The 24,218-nt window shown below is 62.3% G+C and carries 18 protein-coding genes and 3 rRNA genes; 18 read left to right on the top strand and 3 right to left on the bottom strand.

The window, feature by feature from the left end:
• The first annotated feature begins 145 nt into the window (after positions 1–145).
• Complete coding sequence (locus O1A05_RS09340; protein WP_270104946.1) at positions 146–295, top strand: hypothetical protein; 150 nt, start codon at positions 146–148, stop codon at positions 293–295.
• Positions 296–308: 13 nt separating this feature from the next.
• Here the strand turns inward: O1A05_RS09340 and O1A05_RS09345 are convergent, their stop codons facing one another.
• Complete coding sequence (locus tag O1A05_RS09345) at positions 309–1,304, bottom strand: quinone oxidoreductase family protein (RefSeq protein ID WP_270104947.1); 996 nt, start codon at positions 1,302–1,304, stop codon at positions 309–311.
• A gap of 94 nt (positions 1,305–1,398) precedes the next feature.
• Here O1A05_RS09345 and argC point away from each other — a divergent pair, with 94 nt between their 5' ends.
• The 6 genes from argC to O1A05_RS09375 are packed head-to-tail and all read left to right on the top strand — an operon-like array spanning position 1,399 to position 7,316.
• A complete protein-coding gene (argC, locus tag O1A05_RS09350; protein WP_270104948.1) occupies positions 1,399–2,430 on the top strand; it encodes an N-acetyl-gamma-glutamyl-phosphate reductase in 1,032 nt (343 codons plus the stop codon).
• On the top strand, positions 2,427–3,578 hold the full coding sequence (gene argJ / locus O1A05_RS09355) for a bifunctional glutamate N-acetyltransferase/amino-acid acetyltransferase ArgJ (RefSeq protein ID WP_270104949.1): 1,152 nt from the start codon (positions 2,427–2,429) through the stop codon (positions 3,576–3,578). Before argC ends, argJ begins: the two co-directional genes overlap by 4 nt.
• Positions 3,579–3,596: 18 nt before the next feature.
• On the top strand, positions 3,597–4,547 hold the full coding sequence (gene argB / locus O1A05_RS09360; RefSeq protein ID WP_270104950.1) for an acetylglutamate kinase: 951 nt from the start codon (positions 3,597–3,599) through the stop codon (positions 4,545–4,547).
• Positions 4,544–5,812 (top strand): acetylornithine transaminase, encoded by a 1,269-nt coding sequence (locus tag O1A05_RS09365; protein WP_270104951.1) that lies wholly within the window; start codon positions 4,544–4,546, stop codon positions 5,810–5,812. The genes argB and O1A05_RS09365 overlap by 4 nt, the downstream gene beginning before the upstream one ends.
• Positions 5,809–6,822: an ornithine carbamoyltransferase gene (argF, locus tag O1A05_RS09370; RefSeq protein WP_270104952.1), complete on the top strand. Its 1,014-nt coding sequence runs from the start codon at positions 5,809–5,811 to the stop codon at positions 6,820–6,822. The genes O1A05_RS09365 and argF overlap by 4 nt, the downstream gene beginning before the upstream one ends.
• Positions 6,819–7,316 (top strand): arginine repressor, encoded by a 498-nt coding sequence (locus O1A05_RS09375; protein WP_270104953.1) that lies wholly within the window; start codon positions 6,819–6,821, stop codon positions 7,314–7,316. The genes argF and O1A05_RS09375 overlap by 4 nt, the downstream gene beginning before the upstream one ends.
• A gap of 3 nt (positions 7,317–7,319) precedes the next feature.
• Here O1A05_RS09375 and O1A05_RS09380 read toward each other — a convergent pair whose 3' ends face one another.
• Together O1A05_RS09380 and O1A05_RS09385 are read right to left on the bottom strand one after the other, a co-directional pair.
• Positions 7,320–8,054: a hypothetical protein gene (locus O1A05_RS09380; protein WP_270104954.1), complete on the bottom strand. Its 735-nt coding sequence runs from the start codon at positions 8,052–8,054 to the stop codon at positions 7,320–7,322.
• 30 nt (positions 8,055–8,084) lie between these two features.
• Complete coding sequence (locus tag O1A05_RS09385) at positions 8,085–8,504, bottom strand: ankyrin repeat domain-containing protein (protein ID WP_270104955.1); 420 nt, start codon at positions 8,502–8,504, stop codon at positions 8,085–8,087.
• A 93-nt stretch (positions 8,505–8,597) separates the two neighbouring features.
• On the opposite strand from O1A05_RS09385, the gene O1A05_RS09390 reads away from it, so the two are divergent.
• The 11 genes from O1A05_RS09390 to O1A05_RS09440 all read left to right on the top strand — a co-directional run bounded on the left by O1A05_RS09390 (position 8,598) and on the right by O1A05_RS09440 (position 24,207).
• Positions 8,598–9,842 carry an argininosuccinate synthase gene (locus O1A05_RS09390; protein WP_270104957.1) on the top strand — a complete coding sequence of 415 codons (1,245 nt, stop codon included), beginning with the start codon at positions 8,598–8,600 and terminating at the stop codon, positions 9,840–9,842.
• 53 nt (positions 9,843–9,895) lie between these two features.
• Positions 9,896–11,359, top strand: a complete 1,464-nt coding sequence (gene argH, locus O1A05_RS09395) for an argininosuccinate lyase (protein ID WP_270104958.1) — start codon at positions 9,896–9,898, stop codon at positions 11,357–11,359.
• A gap of 112 nt (positions 11,360–11,471) precedes the next feature.
• Positions 11,472–13,778 (top strand): HelD family protein, encoded by a 2,307-nt coding sequence (locus tag O1A05_RS09400; RefSeq protein WP_270104959.1) that lies wholly within the window; start codon positions 11,472–11,474, stop codon positions 13,776–13,778.
• 59 nt (positions 13,779–13,837) lie between these two features.
• Positions 13,838–15,160: a tyrosine--tRNA ligase gene (gene tyrS, locus O1A05_RS09405; protein WP_270104960.1), complete on the top strand. Its 1,323-nt coding sequence runs from the start codon at positions 13,838–13,840 to the stop codon at positions 15,158–15,160.
• 531 nt (positions 15,161–15,691) lie between these two features.
• Positions 15,692–17,221, top strand: a 16S ribosomal RNA gene (locus tag O1A05_RS09410).
• Between the two features lie 586 nt (positions 17,222–17,807).
• Positions 17,808–20,916, top strand: a 23S ribosomal RNA gene (locus O1A05_RS09415).
• 163 nt (positions 20,917–21,079) lie between these two features.
• Positions 21,080–21,196: ribosomal RNA gene (rrf, locus tag O1A05_RS09420) — 5S ribosomal RNA — on the top strand.
• Together the 16S, 23S and 5S rRNA genes form the textbook arrangement of a ribosomal RNA operon.
• 549 nt (positions 21,197–21,745) lie before the next feature.
• Positions 21,746–22,405: a hypothetical protein gene (locus O1A05_RS09425; protein WP_442867683.1), complete on the top strand. Its 660-nt coding sequence runs from the start codon at positions 21,746–21,748 to the stop codon at positions 22,403–22,405.
• On the top strand, positions 22,405–23,247 hold the full coding sequence (locus O1A05_RS09430) for an HAD-IIA family hydrolase (protein WP_270104963.1): 843 nt from the start codon (positions 22,405–22,407) through the stop codon (positions 23,245–23,247). The genes O1A05_RS09425 and O1A05_RS09430 overlap by 1 nt, the downstream gene beginning before the upstream one ends.
• On the top strand, positions 23,240–23,404 hold the full coding sequence (locus O1A05_RS09435) for a hypothetical protein (protein WP_270104964.1): 165 nt from the start codon (positions 23,240–23,242) through the stop codon (positions 23,402–23,404). Before O1A05_RS09430 ends, O1A05_RS09435 begins: the two co-directional genes overlap by 8 nt.
• Complete coding sequence (locus O1A05_RS09440) at positions 23,401–24,207, top strand: TlyA family RNA methyltransferase (RefSeq protein ID WP_270104965.1); 807 nt, start codon at positions 23,401–23,403, stop codon at positions 24,205–24,207. The genes O1A05_RS09435 and O1A05_RS09440 overlap by 4 nt, the downstream gene beginning before the upstream one ends.
• The last annotated feature ends 11 nt before the right edge of the window (positions 24,208–24,218 follow it).

Consider the following 24,218-nt stretch of genomic DNA (forward strand, 5'->3'; position numbering starts at 1 on the left):
CGGTGACGGAGGCCTTCCTTCGGGGATCCATTGGGATCGCGCCTAGCGATCCCACGCCAGCAAGGTGAACCCCAGGTGTCCTCCCCGGTAGCATGAAGTAGCGAGCACCAGCACGACGACGAAGGGTGAGTGCCCCGCGATGAGCATGGACCGGCAACCATGGGAACTGAACCCCACCGAGTTCACCGCCGAAGAACGCCGAGATCGGGCTCGGGGTCGGCGAGTGGTTACCGTGTTGGCGCTGATCGTGATCGGGGCTCTGCTGTGCTCGACTCTGATCGGGCTGTTCATCTAGCCCGGTCGCGCACTCAGACGGTGAGAATCACCTTGCCGGTCGTCTGGCGTCCCTCCAAGGCGGTGTGGGCCCGCGCCGCCTCGGCCAGCGGGATACGATCCCCGATGCGCAGGTGTAGGGTGCCCTCCTGGAGCGCGGCAAACAGTTCCTCGCCCCGCCACGCGGTTTCTTCACCCGTGGCGGTGTAGGCCACCAGGGAGGGCCGAGTGATAAAGAGAGAGCCCAAGGCATTGAGCCGCTGCAGGTCAAAGGGCGGCACCTGTCCCGAGGAGCCACCGAAGAGCACCATCATCCCGCGGGGGCGCAGCGCGGACAGCGATGCTTCGAACGTGTCTTTGCCAACACCGTCGAAGACCACGTCCACGCCCTTGCCGCCCGTGCGCTCGCGGACGCGGGTGGCGATATCGTCGTAGTCGAATACCTCGGTGGCGCCCGCCTGGAGAGACAGCTCCTTCTTCTCTTCCGTCGATGCCGTGGTGTACACGGTGGCGCCAAGGCTGACGCACAGCTGGGTGAGTACCAGGCCCACGCCGCCGGCCCCGGCGTGCAGCAGCACCGTGTCCGAGGCCGACACCGGGTAGGTGGAACGGCACAGGTAATGGGAGGTCATCCCCTGCAGCGGCAACGCCGCAGCCTCGGCCAGATCCATAGTCTCGGGAACACGAAGCAGCTGCTCGGCCGGCGCCACGAAGTGTTCGGCGTAGGTGGCGCGTCCAGCCGCGGTGGCCACCCGGTCACCCACCGATACCGTGGTGACGTTCTCGCCCACCGCGACGACCTCGCCGGAAGCCTCGGTGCCCGGGGTGAACGGTGTCGTCATCGGGTATACGCCGGAACGCTGGTACGTCTCGATGAAATTGAGCCCAGCAGCGGCGGTGCGGATCAGCACCTCGCCGGCCCCGGGGGTGGGGGTGTCCACGGTGGTCCAGGTCAGGGCTTCAGGGGCGCCGGTCTGCTCGACGACGATGGCACGGTGCTGGGCGGGGATCTGTGAATCGCTCTCGGTCATGGTTCCACCGTATCCCGTCCACCGAGCCCACGACACCGTGCATAATTATTTGTGAGATATTGGCCGGACTGCATAATTTCTGTATCCTTGACCTATGAGTCTTACCGTCGCCGTTTCAGGAGCCAGTGGCTACGCCGGGGGAGAGGTGCTGCGCCTGCTCAGCACGCATCCCGAGGTGACCATCGGATCGATCACCGCCCATTCCAATGCAGGACAGCGGCTGGGGAGCCTGCAGCCGCATCTGCACTCCCTTGCCGACCGCGTGCTCGAAGACACCACGGCCGAGGTATTGGCCGGGCATGACGTCGTCTTCCTGGCCTTGCCGCACGGGGCCAGCGCGGAGATTGCAGCCCAGCTTCCGGCCGACACCCTGGTGATTGACGCCGGAGCCGATCACCGTCTCGAATCCGCCGACGCCTGGCAGCAGTTCTACGGTTCCGAGCACGCCGGGCACTGGCCCTACGGCCTGCCCGAGCTGCCCGGCCGGCGCGAGCACCTGCGCGGGGCCCGGCGCATCGCCGTACCCGGCTGCTACCCGACGTCGTCGTTGCTGGCACTGAGCCCCGGCTACTCCGCCGGGCTGTTGCAGCCCGAAGACGTGGTGATCGTGGCAGCCTCCGGCACCTCCGGGGCGGGCAAATCGACGAAGCCACATCTGCTTGGCTCCGAGGTCATGGGTGGGATGAGCCCCTACGGTGTCGGCGGCGGCCACCGGCACACCCCCGAGATTGAGCAGGGGCTGAGCTGGGCCGCCGGAGAGTCGGTCCAGGTCTCCTTCACCCCCACGCTGGCGCCGATGGCCCGCGGCATTCTCACCACCGCCACCGCCAAGCTGCGTCCCGGTGTCACCGAGGCCCAGGTGCGTCAGGCCTACAGCGACGCCTACGCCGACGAGGAGTTCGTGCACCTGCTGCCGGAGGGACAGTGGCCGGCTACGAAGTCCGTGCTGGGGTCCAACCACGCGGTGCTGCAGCTCGCGGTGGATGCTCACGCTGGGCGCCTCATCGTCTCCGCTGCGATTGACAATCTCACCAAGGGCACCGCCGGTGGTGCCGTCCAGTCCATGAACATTGCCCTCGGCCTGGCGGAGAACGCCGGCCTGGCCCACCAGGGAGTCACCCCATGAGCGTCACCGCAGCCCAAGGATTCCGCGCCTCCGGGATCGCCGCCGGTATCAAATCCAACGGCAACCCAGACTTAGCACTCGTCGTCAATGACGGCCCCGATCACCACGCCGCCGCGGTGTTCACCTCCAACCGCGTCGTCGCCGCGCCGGTGATCTGGTCGCGCCAGGCGATCACCGACGGGCGGGCCGATGCCGTGGTGCTGAACTCCGGCGGGGCCAACGCCTGCACCGGCGCCCCGGGGTTCCAGGACGCCCACGCCACCGCCGAGAAAGTCGCCGGCACCCTCGGCCTCTCCGCCCTCGATGTTCAAGTCTGCTCCACCGGGCTGATCGGTGAGCGCCTGCCCATGCCCGAGCTGTTGGCCGGGGTCGACAAGGCCGCTGGTGAGCTGAGCGAGGACGGCGGCGACGCGGCGGCCGTGGCCATCATGACCACCGACTCGGTGCCCAAGACCGCTGTGGTCTCCGGTGCGGGCTACCAGGTCGGTGGGATGACCAAGGGGGCCGGCATGATCGCCCCCGGCATGGCCACCATGCTCGCCGTGGTCACCACCGACGCCGTGGTCGATCCCGCCACTCTCACCGAGCACCTGCAGGACGCGGTACGGGTGTCGTTCAATCGCGCCGATTCCGATGGTTGCATGTCCACCAACGACACCGTGATCCTGTTGGCCTCCGGCGCCTCGGGAGTCACCCCCGACCCGGCGCAGTTCCGTGCCGAGCTCACCGAGTTGTGCTCCTCCCTGGCCCGGCAGATCATTGCCGACGCCGAGGGCGCCAGCCACGACATCGCCATCACCGTGGTCAATGCCGCCAGCGAAACCGACGCTGAGGAAGCAGCCCGCGCGGTAGCCCGGTCGAACCTGTTCAAGACCGCTATTTTCGGCCGCGACCCGAATTGGGGGCGCGTACTGGCCGCCGTCGGCACCACCGACGTCGAATTTGAAGCAGACCAGCTGGACGTCTCCATCAACGGGGTCCAGGTGTGCCGTGCCGGTGGTATCGGCGACTCCCGCGACCTCGTGGACCTGGAACCGCGCGAGGTCCAGGTGCTCATCGACCTGCACGCCGGAGAGCAGACCGCCACCATCTGGACCAACGACCTCACCCACGAGTACGTGCACGAAAATTCCGCCTACTCCAGCTGACTCGAAGAAAGCATCCCCATGAGCATCCCCCATTACAACCACCCCAGCGAGGCCGCGGCCAAAGCTGCTGTGCTCGTTGAGGCACTGCCGTGGATTCAGCAGTTTGCCGGCACCACTATGGTCATCAAGTACGGCGGCAACGCCATGGTCTCCGAGGACCTGCGCCGCGCCTTCGCTGAGGACATCGTGTTCCTGCACCACTGCGGCATCCACCCCGTGGTGCTGCACGGGGGCGGACCCCAGATCAACACCATGCTGGACAAGCTCGGCATTGCCTCCGAATTCCGTGGCGGGCTGCGCGTGACCACGTCCGAGGCGATGGATGTGGTGCGCATGGTGCTCACCGGTCAGGTGGGTCGTGAGCTGGTCGGGCTGATCAACTCCCACGGCCCTTACGCGGTCGGGCTCTCCGGCGAAGACGCTGGGCTGTTTCGAGCCAAGCGCCGCACCACCGTGGTGGACGGCGAAGAGGTCGATCTCGGTTTGGTCGGGGAGGTCACCAGCGTGCACCCGACCGCCATCCGTGACCTGGTGGACCACGGCCGTATTCCGGTGGTCTCCTCCGTGGCTCCCGAAATCGGCGACGACGGCGAACCCACCGGCGAAGTGCTCAACATCAACGCCGACACCGCCGCCGCCGCCCTGGCCAGCGCGCTGGGTGCGTCGAAAATGGTCATCCTCACCGACGTCGAGGGGCTCTACTCCGACTGGCCGAACCGGGACTCCCTGGTCTCCAGTATCACCGCCGATGAGTTGCGCCTGCTCCTCCCGAGCCTGGAATCCGGCATGATCCCCAAGGTCGACGCGTGTCTTAAAGCCGTCGACGGCGGGGTCGCTCAGGCTCACATTGTTGACGGGCGCGAGCCGCACACCATGCTCTTGGAAGTCTTCACCACCGCCGGGGTGGGCACCCAGATTCTGCCTGATGACCAGGCCGGCACCGATCAGAAAGCGAGCGTGACCCCATGAGCGCACCGTCCACCGACCCCGATACTGTGGGAACCGACGGCGAAGAGCTGATGCAGCGCTACCGCACCGCCCTGACCGGCGTCTTCGGTACCCCGCAACGCACCCTGGTCCGCGGAGAGGGGGTGACCGTGTGGGACGCCGACGGCCACGCCTACACCGATTTGATGGCCGGTATTGCCGTCAATGCGCTCGGCCACGCCCACCCGCGCCTGGTGGCCGCTGTCACCGAGCAGCTGTCCACTCTGGGACACATCTCCAACTTCTTCACCTCGGTGCCGCAGATCCAGCTGGCCGAACGCCTCTTGGAACTCTCCGGGGCGCAGGCCACCGGTGGCACCGTGTTCTTCGCGAACTCGGGCACCGAAGCCAACGAAGCCGCGTTCAAACTGGCACGCCGCCACGGTCACGCCACCCGCCACCGCATTCTCGCGGTCGAGCACGCCTTCCACGGCCGCACCATGGGAGCCCTCGCCCTCACCTGGAAGGAACAGTACCGCGCTCCCTTCGCCCCGCTGCCCGGCGGGGTGGAGCACCTGCCTTTCGGTGATCAGGACGCCATGGTGTCGGCCATTGACGAGACGGTCGCAGCGGTGATCCTGGAACCGGTCCAGGGCGAATCCGGGGTGAACGCGTCCCCGGCGGGCTACTTGGAAGCCGTACGCGAGGCCTGCACCCGCCACGGCGCCCTGCTGATTTTCGACGAAGTGCAGTCCGGCATGGGCCGCACCGGTACCTGGTTCGCCCACCAAAACCCCAAGGTCACCGGCGGCGCCCGCGTCATCCCCGACGCGATGACCCTGGCCAAAGGACTTGGCGGGGGCATCCCCATCGGCGCCCTGGTGTGCTTCACCGAGGCCACCTCGCAGCTGCTGACCGCCGGCCAGCATGGCACCACGTTCGGCGGCAACCCGATGGCCACCGCCGCCGGGCTCGCCGTCATTGAGACCATCGAGCGCGACGGTCTGCTGGAGCACGTTTCTGAACTCGCGACTACCGTGTGCGACGCCGCATCCGGTATCGGCCACGTCCAGGCGGTGCGGGCTTTTGGCGGGCTCATCGGGATCGACCTCGACGTCGAGATCGCCCCCGCCGTGGTCGCCACCGCCCTGGAAGCCGGGTGGATCATCAACGCCACTGGGCCGCACACCCTGCGCCTGGCCCCGCCGCTGATCATCGACGCCGATACCCTGCGCACCTTCCTGCAGCAGCTGCCCGCGCTGATCGACCACGCCCTGACCGCCACCGAGACGAAGGCTTCCTCATGATCCGCCACTTTCTCATCGACACCGACCTGAGCCCGGCCGAGCAGAGGGAGGTCCTCGACCTGGCCGCCCTGATGAAAGCCGAGCCCTACCGTTTCCGCCCGTTGGAAGGCCCGCAGACTGGGATCGTGCTCTTCGATAAGACCTCCACCCGCACCCGGGTGTCCTTCTCGGCGGGTATCGCCGCGCTGGGTGGCTCCCCGCTGATCATCAACCCGGGTGAGTCCCAACTGGGACACAAAGAGACCATTTCCGACTCAGCCCGGGTCTTCGCCCGGATGAGCTCGGTGGTCATCTGGCGCACCTTCGCCCAGGCCCCGTTGGAGGAATTGGCCGAGCACAGTTCGGTGCCCGTCATCAACGCGCTCACCGATGACTACCACCCTTGCCAGTTGCTGGCGGACCTGCAGACTATCCGGGAACACAAAGCCGATGCGTCCGGGTCCATCGAAGGACTGACGATGACTTACCTCGGCGACGCCGCCAACAACATGGCCAACTCGTACCTGCTGTCCGGGGTTACGGCGGGACTACACGTACGCATCGCCGGCCCCGAAGGATATCTGCCCGCCGAGGACATCGTGAAGGCCGCCCGTGAGCGCGCCGAACAGACCGGGGGATCGGTGCTCATCACCACCGACGCCGCCGAGGCGTTGGCCGGGGCCGACGTCGTGGTCACTGATACCTGGGTGTCCATGGGGCAGGAAGACGAAAAAGAACAGCGCCTGCAGCTCTTCCGCGACTACACCGTCGACGCCGCGGCCATGGCGCAGGCCGACGATCACGCGATCTTCCTGCACTGCCTGCCTGCCTACCGTGACTACGAGGTGACCGCCGAGGTGATCGACGGGCCGCAGTCGGTGGTGTTCGATGAGGCCGAGAACCGGCTGCACGCGCAGAAAGCCCTGATGGCGTGGCTTCTTTATGCCTCCGGACTGGCCGAGATTCCCGCAGATCTTCAGTTGCCGGAAGCCCAAGCCGCACGCGGGCAGTCCACCGGGACCTCGGCATGAGCGTGCCCGCCACCAAAACCGCTCGGCAAGCCGCCATCAAGCAGGTGCTGGCCGAGCGGCCCGTGCATTCCCAAGCCGAGCTGATGGAACTGCTCGAGGCCCAAGGGATGAGCGTCACCCAGGGCACCCTGTCCCGTGACCTCGTCGACCTGGGCGCCTACCGGGTGCGTGACGGGCAGGGGCAGGTGATCTACACGGTGCCTGAGGAGGGGCCGGCCGGTCAGGAACGTGCCCCAATCCGCACCTCGGAGGCTCACGAATCCCGGTTAGCCGCGCTGTGCCGGGAACTGTTGGTCTCCGCAGACGCCTCCGCCAATATTGCGGTGCTCCGTACCCCGCCCGGGGCCGCGCAGTATCTGGCCTCGGTGGTGGATCAATCCCGGGTGGACGAAATCCTAGGCACCATCGCCGGTGATGACTCCATCATGGTCGTCTCCCGCGACCCGGACGGCGGGCACGCGCTCGCCGCCCGGTTCCTGCGCTACACCGAATAAGGCTCAGCTGCCGGGTAGCGAAACAACCTCGTCGTCGGCCGGTAGCTGAACGGGCTCGACGGCGTTCCAGTCGCTGAATTCGACGGTGCCCTCAAGGCTTTCGGAATGCGACTCCAGGCGCACCAACTCGCGGTCCTCATTGAGGTAGACCGAGAAGGGTTCGCCGTTCTCGGCGGTGCCGGAGTACTGGTAGAGCACGGTGCCGTCCTCATCGACCTTCTGCACCTCCAGGTCCTCGGTTTCCGTGGCCTCGGCGCCGGTGAAGGTGCCGGTCAGGGACTCATAGAAACCGCTGATGGAGAATTCTCCGGGACCTTCGAGCTCCACCCAGCCGTCGCCGACCATCTCATTGAGGGCTTCGGCGTTCTGCCCGGTGAAGTAGTCCTCATTGCCCCGCAATACGGTGCGCCCGTCCACGGAGCGGATTTCCAGCTCGCTCTCGCCCTGGGTGATGGTGCCCACGAAGTTGGAGTCGTCGAGTTGCCCGGAATATTCCGAGGTGTAGGTCGTGTCGTCACTGGGGTCGGTGCCCTCGAACGACATGGCGACTGACTCGGCTTCCTGCAGTTTCTGGTACGCCTCGGGCCAGGCCTCCTCAAAGCTGGGCGCGCCACCGCAGGCGGTCAGGGCCAGCGCGCCAGCAGCAGCTAGCCCCATAACGGACAGGCTGCGTGCACGACGACGCACAGTACCTGGCACGAATCGAGCAGCGGCGGGGGAGCGAGTGGTGGTGAACATGGGGATCTCCGATCGGATCGTGGCGAGTAATCAGCGCTCGAGCAGGGCCGACATGGCTTCGAGCTGGAATTGGGCGGCGGTGGCACGAGCGGACTGTGCCCCCGCATCGGGGTCGGCGCCGGCGGCCAGCAGCGCGCGCACATTGTCCGCGTGCTGAGTGAAAACGGCGCAGGTCAAGGCCGACTGCCCGCGCTGGTTCAACCGCTGCACATCGGCGCCGCGCGCCAGCAGTGCGGCCACGAGATCGGCGTGCTGGTTGTAGGTGGCCAGGATCAACAGGGTGTCACCCTTGTGGTCGGTCAGATCCACCGGAACACCCTGATCGATCACCGACAGCAGGGCCTCGGTGTTGCCCTGCCGGGCGAAATCGAACAGCGAATTCAGGAATTCGATCTGGTCGTCGGTGAGCTGGGGCTGCGGCTCGGAGCCGGGCTCGGGCTGAGTGGTCATGCGATCCAGACTAATCGGCGCACCGGCGGGATGCACGATCCTGCATAATTATGTAGACTCTTGCATAGTCAACATGAAGTCGCAGGAGGACGCATGAAAGAACGCATCGTACTGGCCTATTCCGGCGGTCTTGACACCTCGGTGGCCATCGGCTGGATCGCTGAAGCCACCGGTGCCGAGGTCATTGCCGTGGCGGTTGACGTCGGACAGGGCGGAGAGTCCCTGGAGACCGTGCGTCAACGCGCCTTGGACTGCGGTGCGGTGGAAGCATACGTTGCCGATGCCCGCGACGAATTCGCCGAGCAGTACTGCTGGCCCACCCTGAAGGCCAATGCGTACTACATGGATGCGTACCCGCTCGTCTCCGCGATTTCCCGCCCGGTGATCGTCCGTCACCTGGTGGCCGCTGCCCGGCAATTCGGCGCCTCCACCGTGGCCCACGGCTGCACCGGCAAGGGCAACGATCAGGTGCGCTTCGAGGTCGGCATCCAGACCCTGGGCCCGGACCTGAAGTGCATTGCCCCGGTCCGCGACCTCGCCCTCACCCGTGACAAGGCGATTGATTACGCCGAGCGCAACAACCTGCCGATCGAGACGACGAAGAAGAACCCGTTCTCCATCGACCAGAATGTATGGGGCCGGGCGGTCGAAACCGGATTCCTCGAGGACATCTGGAATGGCCCGACCAAGGACGTCTACTCCTACACCGATGACCCGGCCTTCCCGCCGGCACCGGATGTGGTGACCGTGACTTTCGCCCAGGGCGTACCGGTGGCGCTCGACGGTCGAGAGCTCTCCGCGCTGCAGATCATCGAGGAGATGAACCGCCGCGCCGGCGCCCAAGGCATCGGTCGCATCGACATCGTCGAGGACCGGCTGGTGGGCATCAAGTCCCGCGAAATATACGAAGCTCCCGGCGCGATGGCGCTGATGGCTGCCCACCAGGAACTTGAGCGTGTCACCCTGGAACGCGAGCAGGCCCGGTTCAAGAAGACGGTCGACCAACGCTGGACCGAGCTGGTCTATGACGGCCAGTGGTTCTCCCCGCTGAAACAGAGTCTTGACGTCTTCATCGACGAGACCCAGCGCTACGTCAACGGCGAGATCCGCATGGAACTCCATGCCGGCCGCGCCACCGTGCAGGGCCGGCGCTCCGAGACCGGTCTGTACGATTTCAACCTGGCCACCTATGACACCGGCGACTCGTTCGACCAGTCCTCGGCGCGCGGGTTTATCGACATCTTCGGCCTGTCCGCCAAGACCGCTACCGAACGTGACCAACGCGTCGAAGGTCAGGCCTCACTCGACGACGTCGCCCGCCTCAGCAACGACGCCTGACCGTCACCCACCCCGACTCATCACCACCCCACAGCTCGAAGGATACTGAGACGATGACCGCATCCACGCAGCCGGACCGCCATGGCACCAACGAGGGATCCCTGTGGGGAGGCCGTTTCGCCGGTGGGCCCGCCGATGCCCTGGCCGCGCTGAGCAAGTCCACCGATTTTGACTGGCGCCTGGCCCGTTACGACATCGCCGGCTCCCGCGCCCACGCTCGCGTGCTGCATCGCTCAGGCCTACTCACCGATGACGAGCTGACCGGGATGATCGAGGCCCTGGACCGCCTCGAAGCCGATGTCGTCTCCGGTGACTACGTCGCTGCTGAATCCGACGAGGATGTCCACGGCTCCCTGGAGCGCGGCCTCATAGAACGCGCAGGGGTGGACCTCGGCGGCAAGTTGCGCGCCGGCCGCTCCCGGAATGACCAGATCGCCACGCTGGGCCGGATGTTCCTGCGCGACCACGCTCGACTGATCTCGGTCGGTGTGCTCGACACCATTGACGCGCTCATCGCGCAGGCGGAAGCGCACCCCTATGCGCCGATGCCGGGCCGCACCCACCTGCAGCACGCCCAACCGGTACTGTTGAGCCACCATCTACTCGCCCACGCCTGGGCCATGCTGCGTGATGTGCAGCGCTTCATCGACTTCGACGCCCGTGCCGCGGTGTCACCTTATGGCTCCGGCGCCCTGGCCGGCTCCTCGCTGGGACTGGACCCGAACGCCGTCGCCGCCGATCTGGGCTTCGATTCCGCAGCCTGGAACTCGATCGACGGCACCGCCGCCCGCGATGTCTTTGCCGAATTCGCCTGGATTTCCGCCATGATCGGCGTCAACCTGTCGCGCATCAGCGAGGAAGTCATCTTCTGGGCCACCAAGGAAGCCTCCTTCGTCACCCTCGATGACGCCTTCTCCACCGGCTCCTCGATCATGCCGCAGAAAAAGAATCCCGACGTCGCCGAGCTGGCCCGCGGCAAATCTGGACGCCTCATCGGTGACCTCACCGGGCTGCTCGCCACCCTCAAGGGGCTGCCCTTGGCCTACAACCGCGACCTGCAGGAAGACAAGGAACCGGTTTTCGACGCCGCTGACACCCTGGAGTTGTTGCTACCGGCCGTCTCTGGGATGATCGCCACGCTGCGCTTCAACACCGAGAAAATGACCGAACTGGCACCGCAAGGCTTCGCGTTGGCCACCGACATCGCCGAATGGCTGGTCCGGCAGGGCGTGCCCTTCCGTATGGCCCACGAACTCTCGGGCGAAGCCGTGAAGCTAGCCGAATCCCGCGGCGTGGAACTCTGGGACCTCACCGACGACGAGTACGCCGGCGTCTCCGAACACCTCACCCCCGACGTGCGCACCGTGCTGACCACCGAAGGATCCCTGCGCTCGCGCAGCTCCCAGGGTGGCACCGGGCCCGACGCCGTCGCTGCGCAGTTGGAAGAACTGCAGCGCCAGCTGGCTCCGGTGCGCGATTTCGCCGCCTCCAACCCCTCGGGAGTGCTGGACCGCTGAGTCTCATCAGGCCAGCCTCACCGCCCGGTTCACTCTGGCGACACCCTCCATTCACCGGGCAACCGGTAGGATAGGTGCTCGTTGTGACACTTCGGGACGGGATGATTCGAGTATGACTGGGGCCGATTCGGCAGTTCGCGATCGTTATCAGGCCGAGCTGGCCGCGGAGCAGGACTATGTGGCCACGCTCTATGTGCGCCTGGACCAGTTGCGCGATGAGAAGCGAATGCAACTCTCCCAGGTCCGCCGCTCCGGGTTGCAGGGTTCCCTGCAGAACCAATCCGAACGTGACGCCTTCGCCACCCTGTACGAGGACCGTCTCGCCCAGCTCTCCGCTGTCGACGATCGACTCGCCTTCGGCCGGCTTGACCTCGACGACGAACAGACCCGCTACGTCGGACGCATCGGACTCACCGATGAAGAGCAACAGCGGCTGCTGGTCGACTGGCGTGCGCCGGAAGCAGCATCGTTCTACCAGGCCACCGCGTTCCAGCGGCAGTCGGTGCGCCGTCGTCGTCACCTGTTGATGAGCGGGCGCAGCGTGGTAGGGATCGAAGACGATGTCCTCTCCGAGACCGACGCCGACAACGCCGACTCATACTCCACCGTCTCGGCCGCACTGCTCTCCGCCGTCACCGCCCGACGCACCGGCCAGATGGGCGACATCGTCGCGACCATCCAGTCCGAACAGGACGCCATCATCCGCGCCGACCTGCCTGGAGTCCACGTGGTTCAGGGCGGCCCCGGTACCGGCAAAACTGCTGTTGCCCTGCACCGGGCGGCCTACCTGCTCTACACCCACCGGGAGCGCCTCGCCTCGGCCGGCGTGCTACTGGTGGGCCCCTCCCAAGCGTTCATGAACTACATCGATCAGGTGCTGCCCTCCTTGGGCGAGACCGGCGTAGTGATGAGCTCTCTGGCTCGGTTAATGCCGGGCATCGACGCTGTCCCCGAAACCTCCCGGCGGGCCGCCGCGATCAAAGGGCGGCTCGATATGGCGGAGGTGATTGCGGACGCCGTGGCCGATCGTCAGCGTCTCATCCCCGCCAAGCGCCGTGTCACGGTCGAGGGAACCACGCTCACGGTGCGTCCCGGCCAGATCCGCCGCGCCCGCGACAAAGCTCGCGCCACCGGAAAACCGCATAACCAGGCCCGCGCCACCTTCGTGAAGATCATGGTGAAGAAGCTCGCCGAGCAGATGGAAGAGATCCTCCAGGACGGCTCCGGCGGCAAAAACCAAGCCGACCGCTCCTACCTGTTGGAAGAGGTTCGCCAGTCCCGTGAGGTCCGGATCCTGCTCAACCTGTGCTGGATGCCCATGACGCCGGAAAAACTGGTCTCGGACCTGTTCTCCAAGCCCGAGCTGCTCGCCCGGCTAGCCCCACAGCTTAGCGACGACGAGCGTCAGCTGCTGCTGCGTGACCCGGACGCACCCATGACCGAATCCGATGTGCCCCTGCTCGATGAGGCCGCCGAATTACTCGGCGAGTACGATGTCGCCCGCGCCGCCCAGGCCGGTGCCGAGAAGCGCCAGCGCGAGCGCGACGTCGACAACGCCCGCGCCGCCCTGGACAACGTCCAGCAGGTGCTGGAAGACATTGGGGTCGGTGGCAGCCTGGATGCCGAGACCGTGGCCGACGCGCAGGCGGTCACTCCTGAGCGCCGTTCCGCGGCCGAACGGGCCCGCAGCGATCGCACCTGGACCTTCGGCCACGTCGTGGTGGACGAAGCCCAGGAACTCTCACCCATGCAGTGGCGACTGCTGATGCGCCGCTGCCCGATGCGGTCCTTCACCATCGTCGGTGACATGGCCCAGGCCTCATCGGCCGCCAACAACTCCTCCTGGGGGCAGATCCTTGCCCCGTTCGTGGGCGAGCGATACACCCTCAACGAGCTGACCGTGAACTATCGCACCCCGGAGAAGATCACTTCTCTGGCCACCGACGTCGCTCGCGGCGCCGGGATGACCATCGCCACCCCGGAAGCTCTCCGTGCCGGTGAGCACGATCCCGTGGTGCGCACCATTGCCGCACCGGATTTGGCCGACGCCGTCGTCGAGGGCATTCAGACCGATGGCGCCCTGTCGCCAGGGGGACTCATTGGTGTCATCGCCTCCACCGCTAGCTACGCAGCCATCCATGAGAAGCTCGCCGCCGTCATGCCCGAGCGACTCTGGACCGGCGGTATGGCACGCGCCGATCGTGACGTCGCCCTGGTCACCGCACATCAGGCCAAGGGGTTGGAATACGACGCCGTGATTCTGGTGGAACCCCACGAGATGATCGACGACGCCGACGGGGTCATCGGTGACCTCTACGTCGCCATGACCCGCGCCACCCAGACCCTCCGAGTGTTGGCCAGCTGTCCGCCGGCAGAGCTACCGCGCGGGCTGCGCGCGGTGGTCATCGAAGAAGACTGAGACGCAACACACCGACCAGCGAACCCGCGTCCGCAACGAGTCCTGATAGATTCCACAACGTGAGTACTGCATCGCCCGTCCTGTCCCGGCAGGCTAATGATCCCTCGTTCCCCAATATTTGGCAGGAACTGAAGTGGCGCGGCCTGGTCCACGTCTCCACTGATGAGGCCGCGCTGGAAGAAGCTCTGGCCGGCGATCCGATCACCTATTACTGTGGTTTCGATCCCACCGCAGCGTCCCTGCACCTGGGTCACCTCGTGCAGTTGCTGCTGTTGCGACGCCTACAGTTGGCCGGCCACAAGCCCCTGGGCCTGGTGGGCGGATCCACCGGACTCATCGGTGATCCTCGTCAGACCTCCGAGCGCGTCCTGAACACCAAGGAAGTCGTGTCCGAGTGGGTCGAATCTCTCGGCAACCAGGTCAGCAATTACCTCTCCTTCGATGGGGACAATGCCGCGCGGATGGTCAACAACCTGGACTGGACCGGTGGCCTGTCCGCATTGGATTTCCTGCGCGACATTGGTAAGCACTTCCGAGTGGGCACCATGATCAAAAAAGAGATCGTAGCGAAGCGTCTGAACTCGGAAGAGGGAATCTCCTACACCGAATTCTCCTACCAAATCCTGCAGGGACTGGATTACCTGAACCTGCACCGCGATTACGACTGCGTGCTGCAGACCGGTGGCTCGGACCAGTGGGGCAACCTCACCTCCGGTACCGAGTTGGTGCGCAAGGTCGAAGGTCAGCATGTGCACGCCATTGGTACCCCGCTGATCACCAACGCGGACGGTACCAAGTTCGGTAAGTCTGAGGGCAACGCCATCTGGCTGAACCCCGAGATGTGCTCGCCGTACACGTTCTACCAGTTCTGGCTCAACACCGCCGATGCCGATGTGGCAGACCGCCTCAAAGTGTTCACTTTCCTGACTCGCGATGAAATCGCGGAGTACCAGCAGAAAGTGGAGACCGAACCCTTCCGCCGTGAAGCGCAGCGCCGACTAGCGTGGGAAGTCACGTCCCTGGTGCACGGGGAGGAGCAAACCCAGAAAGTCATCGATGCTTCGGCCGCGATATTCGGTGGGGGAGAGCTCGAAGGAATTGACGAAGATACTTTGACCGCGGTGGGCACCGAACTGAATCACGTCGTTCTTCCTGCTACCGACGATCACTCGATCATTGATCTGTTGGTGAAGTCGGAACTGGTCGGATCCAACTCCGAGGCACGGCGGACCGTCAAAGATGGCGGCGCCTACGTGAACAACGTCAAGATCACCGACGAAGCTCAAAGTTTCGGTTCCAACCAGGCTCTTCATGGCCGGCATCTTCTGGTGCGCCGTGGCAAGAAGAATATGGCTATGGTGAGCCTCGAATCTGAGGCCTGAATCACATTGTGTGGTCATCGGGCGCACTGTCAGCAGAAAATCGGCGGATTTCCGCGGATCTGAGAAATCAGAACCGCAGAAATCCGCCGATTTTGTTCCTCCTCAGAATCGTGTGTATAGTCATCTATGTCGCAAGGCAGCACGGGGCGAACAGCCCGGAAAAGTGCCCGTGACCAACTCCGAGAAACAGGTTGACAACTACGGCAGATTATCTGCTAGAGTTGAAACCCGTCGCTCACCTCCACTTCACCGAGAACTACGGCGAAAAGCCGATTTGACAAGGTGAACAAAGAGGAAATAGAGTTGAAAATCGCTGGTAACGGAAACGCGCCGAAATAACGGGTCGTGAAAGTTGCAAAGCTCCTGTTGTTTGAGAACTCAATAGTGTGCCAAGTTTGTTGATGCCAATTTTATTTATTGGTAATTACTTCTCCTGGGGTGCCTCGTCGCTCTCAGGGGAGTTTTTGCTGGGATTTTGGGGCGTGCTGGTTTTTCCGGCTGGTGCGTTTCCTTTTTCTTTTTGTATTTTTTTTTACGGAGAGTTTGATCCTGGCTCAGGATGAACGCTGGCGGCGTGCTTAACACATGCAAGTCGAACGATGAAGACTCCTGCTTGCAGGGGTTGGATTAGTGGCGAACGGGTGAGTATCACGTGAGTAACCTTCCCTTGACTCTGGGATAAGCCCGGGAAACTGGGTCTAATACTGGATATGACCTTTCACCGCATGGTGGAAGGTGGAAAGATTTATCGGTCTTGGATGGACTCGCGGCCTATCAGCTTGTTGGTGAGGTAATGGCTCACCAAGGCGACGACGGGTAGCCGGCCTGAGAGGGTGACCGGCCACACTGGGACTGAGACACGGCCCAGACTCCTACGGGAGGCAGCAGTGGGGAATATTGCACAATGGGCGCAAGCCTGATGCAGCGACGCCGCGTGAGGGATGACGGCCTTCGGGTTGTAAACCTCTTTCAGTAGGGAAGAAGCCTTTCGGGGTGACGGTACCTGCAGAAGAAGCGCCGGCTAACTACGTGCCAGCAGCCGCGGTAATACGTAGGGCGCGAGCGTTATCCGGAATTATTGGGCGTAAAGAGCTCGTAGGCGGTTTGTCGCGTCTGCTGTGAAAGCCCGGGGCTTAACTCCGGGTCTGCAGTGGGTACGGGCAGACTAGAGTGCAGTAGGGGAGACTGGAATTCCTGGTGTAGCGGTGAAATGCGCAGATATCAGGAGGAACACCGATGGCGAAGGCAGGTCTCTGGGCTGTTACTGACGCTGAGGAGCGAAAGCATGGGGAGCGAACAGGATTAGATACCCTGGTAGTCCATGCCGTAAACGTTGGGCACTAGGTGTGGGGGACATTCCACGTTTTCCGCGCCGTAGCTAACGCATTAAGTGCCCCGCCTGGGGAGTACGGCCGCAAGGCTAAAACTCAAAGGAATTGACGGGGGCCCGCACAAGCGGCGGAGCATGCGGATTAATTCGATGCAACGCGAAGAACCTTACCAAGGCTTGACATGTGCCAGATCGCCATAGAGATATGGTTTCCCTTTTGGGCTGGTTCACAGGTGGTGCATGGTTGTCGTCAGCTCGTGTCGTGAGATGTTGGGTTAAGTCCCGCAACGAGCGCAACCCTCGTTCCATGTTGCCAGCGGGTTATGCCGGGGACTCATGGGAGACTGCCGGGGTCAACTCGGAGGAAGGTGGGGACGACGTCAAATCATCATGCCCCTTATGTCTTGGGCTTCACGCATGCTACAATGGCCGGTACAATGGGTTGCGATACTGTGAGGTTGAGCTAATCCCAAAAAGCCGGTCTCAGTTCGGATTGGGGTCTGCAACTCGACCCCATGAAGTCGGAGTCGCTAGTAATCGCAGATCAGCAACGCTGCGGTGAATACGTTCCCGGGCCTTGTACACACCGCCCGTCAAGTCACGAAAGTTGGTAACACCCGAAGCCGGTGGCCTAACCCTTGTGGGGGGAGCCGTCGAAGGTGGGACTGGCGATTGGGACTAAGTCGTAACAAGGTAGCCGTACCGGAAGGTGCGGCTGGATCACCTCCTTTCTAAGGAGCTTTCTTCAACACGTTTTTGCTGGGTCGCCTTGGTGGTGGCCTGGTGGTGTTGGGGTGTTGTCCTGTTTCATCGCCGAGTGTGTGGTGGCAGTGACTGCTCATGGGTGGAACATCAACATTCTTTGTGCCGTGCTAAGTGCATGGCTGGCGATCCTGGTAGTACTACTGATGCTCTTTTGAGTGTCGGGTGTGGAGGCTGTGGGTTGTTGGTCGTGGTGTTAGGTGGGTTTCTTTGGTGCACTATTGGGTCCTGGGATAACAGGACTGGCAAAAATGGTTTTGCTGGAACGATGGTTGTTCTAGTTTTGCCTGTCGCATGGGCTGGCCTACTGGTTTTGGTGGGTTGGTTGGTGTGTGTGGGTTGTTGTTTAGGTAACTATATAGTGGACGCGAGCATCTTATTTTTGTGACACATGCTGCTTTGAGTGGTGTGTGTCTGTCGAGAGTATTTGTTTGTTATCTGTGTGATGACCGCATCATCATCATGGCTGGCCGGCCTCTTTTTGGGGTGGTTTGGTTGTGTGTGGTGTGTGGTTGTTTTTAGCTCATTATTTATGATGATGGCTTAGTGTTTTGTGGCTAAGTTGTTAAGAGCACATGGTGGATGCCTTGGCAGTAGGAGCCGATGAAGGACGTGGGAATCTGCGATAAGCCTGGTGGAGTTGATAACCGAGCGTTGATACCAGGATGTCCGAATGGGGAAACCCCGCACGACGCGTTAGCGTGTTCGTGTGACCGCTGGTTGAACACATAGACCAGTTGGAGGGAACGCAGGGAAGTGAAACATCTCAGTACCTGCAGGAAGAGAAAACAACAGTGATTCCGTGAGTAGTGGCGAGCGAAAGCGGATGAGGCTAAACCTGGAGCGTGTGATACCCGGCAGGGGTTGCGTTTCAGGGGTTGTGGGAGCATGCGTGATGGGTCTGCCGGCCTGTTGCAGTTGGTGCGCGTTGAGACGAACAGGTTTGGTTGCCTGACCGTAGAGGGTGGAAGTCCCGTAGTTGGTCTGCGTTGCGCTGCTGGTGTGTTTCCCGAGTATCACGGGGCCCGAGAAATCCCGTGTGAATCTGCCAGGACCACCTGGTAAGCCTAAATACTTCCTACTGACCGATAGTGAATCAGTACCGTGAGGGAATGGTGAAAAGTACCCCGGGAGGGGAGTGAAATAGTACCTGAAACCATGTGCTTACAATCCGTCAGGGCCTGGATCTTGTGTCTGGGTGATGGCGTGCCTTTTGAAGAATGAGCCTGCGAGTCAGTGATACGTGGCAAGGTTAACCCGTGTGGGGTAGCCGTAGCGAAAGCGAGTCTGAATAGGGCGTTTGAGTCGCGTGTTCTGGACCCGAAGCGGAGTGATCTACCCATGGCCAGGTTGAAGCGTGTGTAAGAGCACGTGGAGGACCGAACCCACTTAGGTTGAAAACTGAGGGGATGAGCTGTGGGTAGGGGTGAAAGGCTAATCAAACTCCGTGATAGCTGGTTCTCCCCGAAATGCATTTAGGTGCAGCGTCGCGTGTTTCTTCCTGGAGGTAGAGCTACTGGATGGCTGATGGGCCCTACAAGGTTACTGACGTCAACCAAACTCCGAATGCCAGGTAAGTGAGAGCGCGGCAGTGAGACTGTGGGGGATAAGCTTCATAGTCGAGAGGGAAACAGCCCAGATCATCGGTTAAGGCCCCTAAGCGTGTGCTAAGTGGGAAAGGATGTGGAGTTGCTGAGACAACCAGGAGGTTGGCTTAGAAGCAGCCACCCTTGAAAGAGTGCGTAATAGCTCACTGGTCAAGTGATTCCGCGCCGACAATGTAGCGGGGCTCAAGCACACCGCCGAAACCGTGACAATGAACCGTTTGGTTTGTTGGGTAGGGGAGCGTCGTGTACGTGGTGAAGCCGCAGTGTGAACTGGTGGTGGAATGTGCACGAGTGAGAATGCAGGCATGAGTAGCGAAAGACGGGTGAGAAACCCGTCCGCCGGATGACTAAGGGTTCCAGGGTCAAGCTAATCTGCCCTGGGTAAGTCGGGACCTAAGGCGAGGCCGACAGGCGTAGTCGATGGACAACGGGTTGATATTCCCGTACCGGTGGTAAACCGTCCATGCTGATCTGGTGATACTAACCACCCGAACCTGCCTAGATCACCCTTCGGGGTGACGTGGCAGGGGAGCGTGGGACCTGAACTGGGGAGGCAAACGTATTAACAGGTGTGACGCAGGAAGGTAGCCAGGCCGGGCAATGGAATCGTCCCGGTCTAAGAGTGTAGGGTGTCTGGTTGGTAAATCCGCTGGGCGTGTGCCTGAGACTTGATGGGCTCCCACGATGTGGGAGATCTGGTGATCCTATGCTGCCTAGAAAAGCATCGGCGTGAGGTTGACACTGCCCGTACCCTAAACCGACACAGGTAGTCAGGTAGAGAATACTAAGGCGATCGAGAGAATCATGGTTAAGGAACTCGGCAAAATGCCCCCGTAACTTCGGGAGAAGGGGGGCCCCAACTGTGACACCTACTTGCTGGGTGGAGCGGGTCAGGGCCGCAGAGACCAGGGGGAAGCGACTGTTTATCAAAAACACAGGTCCATGCGAAGTCGTAAGACGATGTATATGGACTGACTCCTGCCCGGTGCTGGAAGGTTAAGAGGACCTGTTAGCTGCACTTGTGTGGCGAAGCGGAGAATTTAAGCCCCAGTAAACGGCGGTGGTAACTATAACCATCCTAAGGTAGCGAAATTCCTTGTCGGGTAAGTTCCGACCTGCACGAATGGAGTAACGACTTCCCCGCTGTCTCAACCGTGAACTCGGCGAAATTGCATTACGAGTAAAGATGCTCGTTACGCGCAGAAGGACGGAAAGACCCCGAGACCTTTACTATAGTTTGGTATTGGTGTTCGGTATGGCTTGTGTAGGATAGGTGGGAGACTGTGAAGCCCTCACGCTAGTGGGGGTGGAGTCATCGTTGAAATACCACTCTGGTCATAGTGAACATCTAACTTCGGCCCGTGATCCGGGTCAGGGACAGTGCCTGATGGGTAGTTTAACTGGGGCGGTTGCCTCCTAAATGGTAACGGAGGCGCCCAAAGGTTCCCTCAGCCTGGTTGGCAATCAGGTGTTGAGTGTAAGTGCACAAGGGAGCTTGACTGTGAGAGTGACAGCTCGAGCAGGGACGAAAGTCGGGACTAGTGATCCGGCGGCTCGTTGTGGAACGGCCGTCGCTCAACGGATAAAAGGTACCTCGGGGATAACAGGCTGATCTTGCCCAAGAGTCCATATCGACGGCATGGTTTGGCACCTCGATGTCGGCTCGTCGCATCCTGGGGCTGGAGTAGGTCCCAAGGGTTGGGCTGTTCGCCCATTAAAGCGGTACGCGAGCTGGGTTCAGAACGTCGTGAGACAGTTCGGTCCCTATCCTCTGCGCGCGTTGGAGAATTGAGAAGGTCTGTCCTTAGTACGAGAGGACCGGGACGGACGAACCTCTGGTATGTCAGTTGTACCGCCAGGTGCATGGCTGATTGGCTACGTTCGGGATGGATAACCGCTGAAAGCATCTAAGCGGGAAGCCGGCTTCGAGATGAGTTCTCCTTACAATTTATTGTGTGAGGTTCCCAGTAGATGACTGGGTTGATAGGCTGGGTGTGGAAGCGCGGACTAAAGACGTGTGGAGCTGACCAGTACTAATAGACCGAAGACTTAATCACAATTTTTCACTTGTAGGTAACAAGCGTTGTTTGCGTCCACTGTATGGTTATGTGAACACCAGCCCGTTGGGTTTGTGTGTTGGTAATTGGATAGAGTGTAGTGTGTGTTTGTAGCATGCCTTGGTTTTACCCGCCTCCTTGTTTGGGGTGTGGTTGGTAGAGTTACGGCGGTCATAGCGTGGGGGAAACGCCCGGTCCCATTCCGAACCCGGAAGCTAAGACTCATTGCGCCGATGGTACTGCATGCGGGAGCGTGTGGGAGAGTAGGTCGCCGCCGGACATTTTTTTGAGTGGTGTGGGCCCAGTACGGTGTTGTACTGGGCCCCACCCATTTAAGCAGTTAAGCACTATCTGTGCTCTCCAGAGGCCCGAGCGCAACTGCGGTGCTCGGGTATTCTAGATTGAAGTTCATGGGTGTAACTGTTTACACACCCGAGTCCAAGGAGAGGATGTTCCTTTAATGGAGAACCGATCAGGTTCCGGCCGCTCGCAGGGTGGTCGACAGGGTTCCGCACGTGCAGGCCAAGGTCAGCGGTCATCATTCAAACGTGGCCAAGATCAGCGTGGCGGTAAGCGTCCTTTCAATAAGAACCGTTCCGGCGATTCCTCTCGAAGCCACGGCGATGGAAAGCAGGCCTGGCGGCGCGACGACGCTCCTCGGGAGAAGGTACTTAACCCTCGTGACCTGCGCAGCGCGAATCGTTCAGATCGTGGTCGCTCCCCGGACATCGACGAAGATGTTACGGGCAAGGAGCTCGACCGTCCCGTACTGAGGGAGATTGGTTCCCTCGACGAGAAAAACCAGCCTTGGGTGGCTAAACATCTCGTGATGGCTGGACGGCTTCTCCAGGTCGATCCGCAGTTGGCTTTTGAACACGCCTTGGCTGCCTCGCGTCGTGGTGGCCGTATCGGATGTGTCCGCGAAGCGGTTGCACTGACTGCTTATGCGGCCGGAGACTATGCCGAGGCGCTGCGGGAATTCCGCACCTATCGCCGAATTACAGGCGACCAGCAGCACTTGGCTGCGATCGTCGACTGTGAGCGTGCACTGGGACGTCCCGAAAAGGCGCTGGAATCTGCAAGCGAAGCCGATCTCACTCAGTTGTCTGCAGCCGGGCGCGTCGATCTGGCACTCGTGGTGTCCGGAATTCATGACGACTTGGGCAACTATGCTGCTGCGGTTTCTGCCCTGGAGATCCCTGAACTTAACCCCAAGAAGGCTTTCTCGTATAGCCCGTCATTGTTCTCCAGTTACGCCGATGCACTGGAGGCCAGCGGTCGGGGAGATGAAAGCGGTCGGTGGCGCCGCCTCGCGTTGGCGGCCGAGGAAGCGCTTGGTCAAGGATTCTTTGCCGAGCCGGAGATCGTTGACTTTGACGGTGAACCAAACCGCGATCATCCCAGAGCACGTGACATCATTCCTCCGGCACGCGGTCGTGGAGCGGATCGGGACGCAAAACCGGAGACACAGGAGTCCCAGGAGAATTGATGAGCGCCACCAGCACGTTCTTCGGCGGCTACGACGGACTGCTCTGCGACCTCGACGGAGTCGTATACGCAGGTAACGGCGCCATTCCCGGTGCCGTCGACGTCCTGAACGTACTGATCAGCGCTGGCGTGCCGGTCGCATTCGTTACGAACAATGCTTCCCGGTCGCCGGCACAGGTGGCGGGACATCTGCGCGCGCTGGGTGTGATGGTGTCTGACAATGACCAGGTGTTCGGCTCCGCCAGCGCCGGCGTCGAATTACTACGTCAAGAGGTGCCACCCCAGGGGGAGTCAGCCGGGGGAGGACCGGCAGTGCTCGTCGCGGGATCCGAGCACCTCGCCACCTTGGTGTCCGAAGCCGGCTACGCAGTGACAGCTGACGCGTGCACGATGCCAGCAGCGGTGATCCAGGGCTTTGACCCGTCCCTGGGGTGGCACACTCTGGCGCAAGCCAGCTATGCCATCCAGAACGGAGCGGTGTGGATCGCCACGAACCTGGACCTCACGATTCCTCGTGCCGAAGGCCGTGCGCCGGGCAATGGATCCTTGGTCAACGCAGTAGCAACCGCTTGTGGGCGGCGTCCCGATCTCAGCGCAGGAAAACCTGAACCGGTCATGTTCGAGCTGGCTGCGCGCCGGTGGGGGATGACGCGTCCACTTGTCGTGGGGGACCGACTTGATACCGATATTGAGGGCGGCAATCGCGCGGGTTTCGACACGGCCTTGGTGTTGACCGGCATCCACCAGAGAACTGACGCATCTGAAGTCGATGAGCTGAGGACCCCGACCCATATCGTTCCGAGCCTTACCGACCTGCTGGATGAGGCAAGAACCCATGAATGAATACCAACAGCGTGCAGAAAAAATCGTGCAACGTCTCGCCGGTTCTGAGGACATGCGTCCCGCTGACGAACTCGAAACCTATCGGTCGGTCTTGGACGAGCTCACCGCGATGATGAATGAACAGGACACCCTGCCCGGAACGGGATCGTCCTCGTGACGCAGCGCCTGGACCGCGTTCTGGTCGAGCGGGGTCTGGCGCGCTCCCGGAGCGAGGCAACAGACCTGATCACCTCCGGCGTCGTGACGATACACGGAACGACGGCGTCGAAGCCCTCCCTTAAAGTTGCCGATGACGCCCGCATCGAGTTGACCGATAACCAGCCACGCTACGTCTCGCGGGCCGGCCGCAAACTCGCCGGCGCACTCGACGTTTTCTCCGAGATCGACCCGGCCGGGCTTCGCTGCCTGGATGCCGGCGCTTCCACCGGCGGATTTACCGACGTTCTGCTGCGCCGCGGCGCGCAGCGGGTGCTCGCCGTCGACGTCGGGCACGACCAGCTGGTCGATTCGCTTCGGAATGATGAGCGCGTCGACGTCTACGAAGGACTCAACATCCGGGACATCACCCCGGATAGCGTGGGCGGGCCTGTAGACCTGGTGGTCTCGGATTTGTCCTTCATCTCGCTACAGCTGGTCGTGGAGCCCTTAGCCGGGATGTGTCGCGGCGATGCGGACCTGGTGCTGATGATCAAACCACAGTTCGAGGTGGGACGTAGGGCCCTGCCGCGCACCGGCGTCGTCACGGATCCGGCTGCTCGTCAGGGGGCAGTGCGCGGCGTGATTCAGGCCGCCCGGAACGTCGGTTTGCTGCCCGTTGCCGCGGCGCGCTCCACTGTTCCCGGCCAGGACGGCAACGTCGAATTCTTCCTGCACCTGCGTCAGAATAGCGCTGGTGAGGGCTCCTCCACAGAGGCGTGGTTGCACGCCCAGAACATCGACTGGGCGGACGCGGGGGAATAGCATTCGGCAGG

The sequence above is a fragment of the Citricoccus sp. NR2 genome, from assembly GCF_027594385.1.
Classification (GTDB): domain Bacteria; phylum Actinomycetota; class Actinomycetes; order Actinomycetales; family Micrococcaceae; genus CmP2.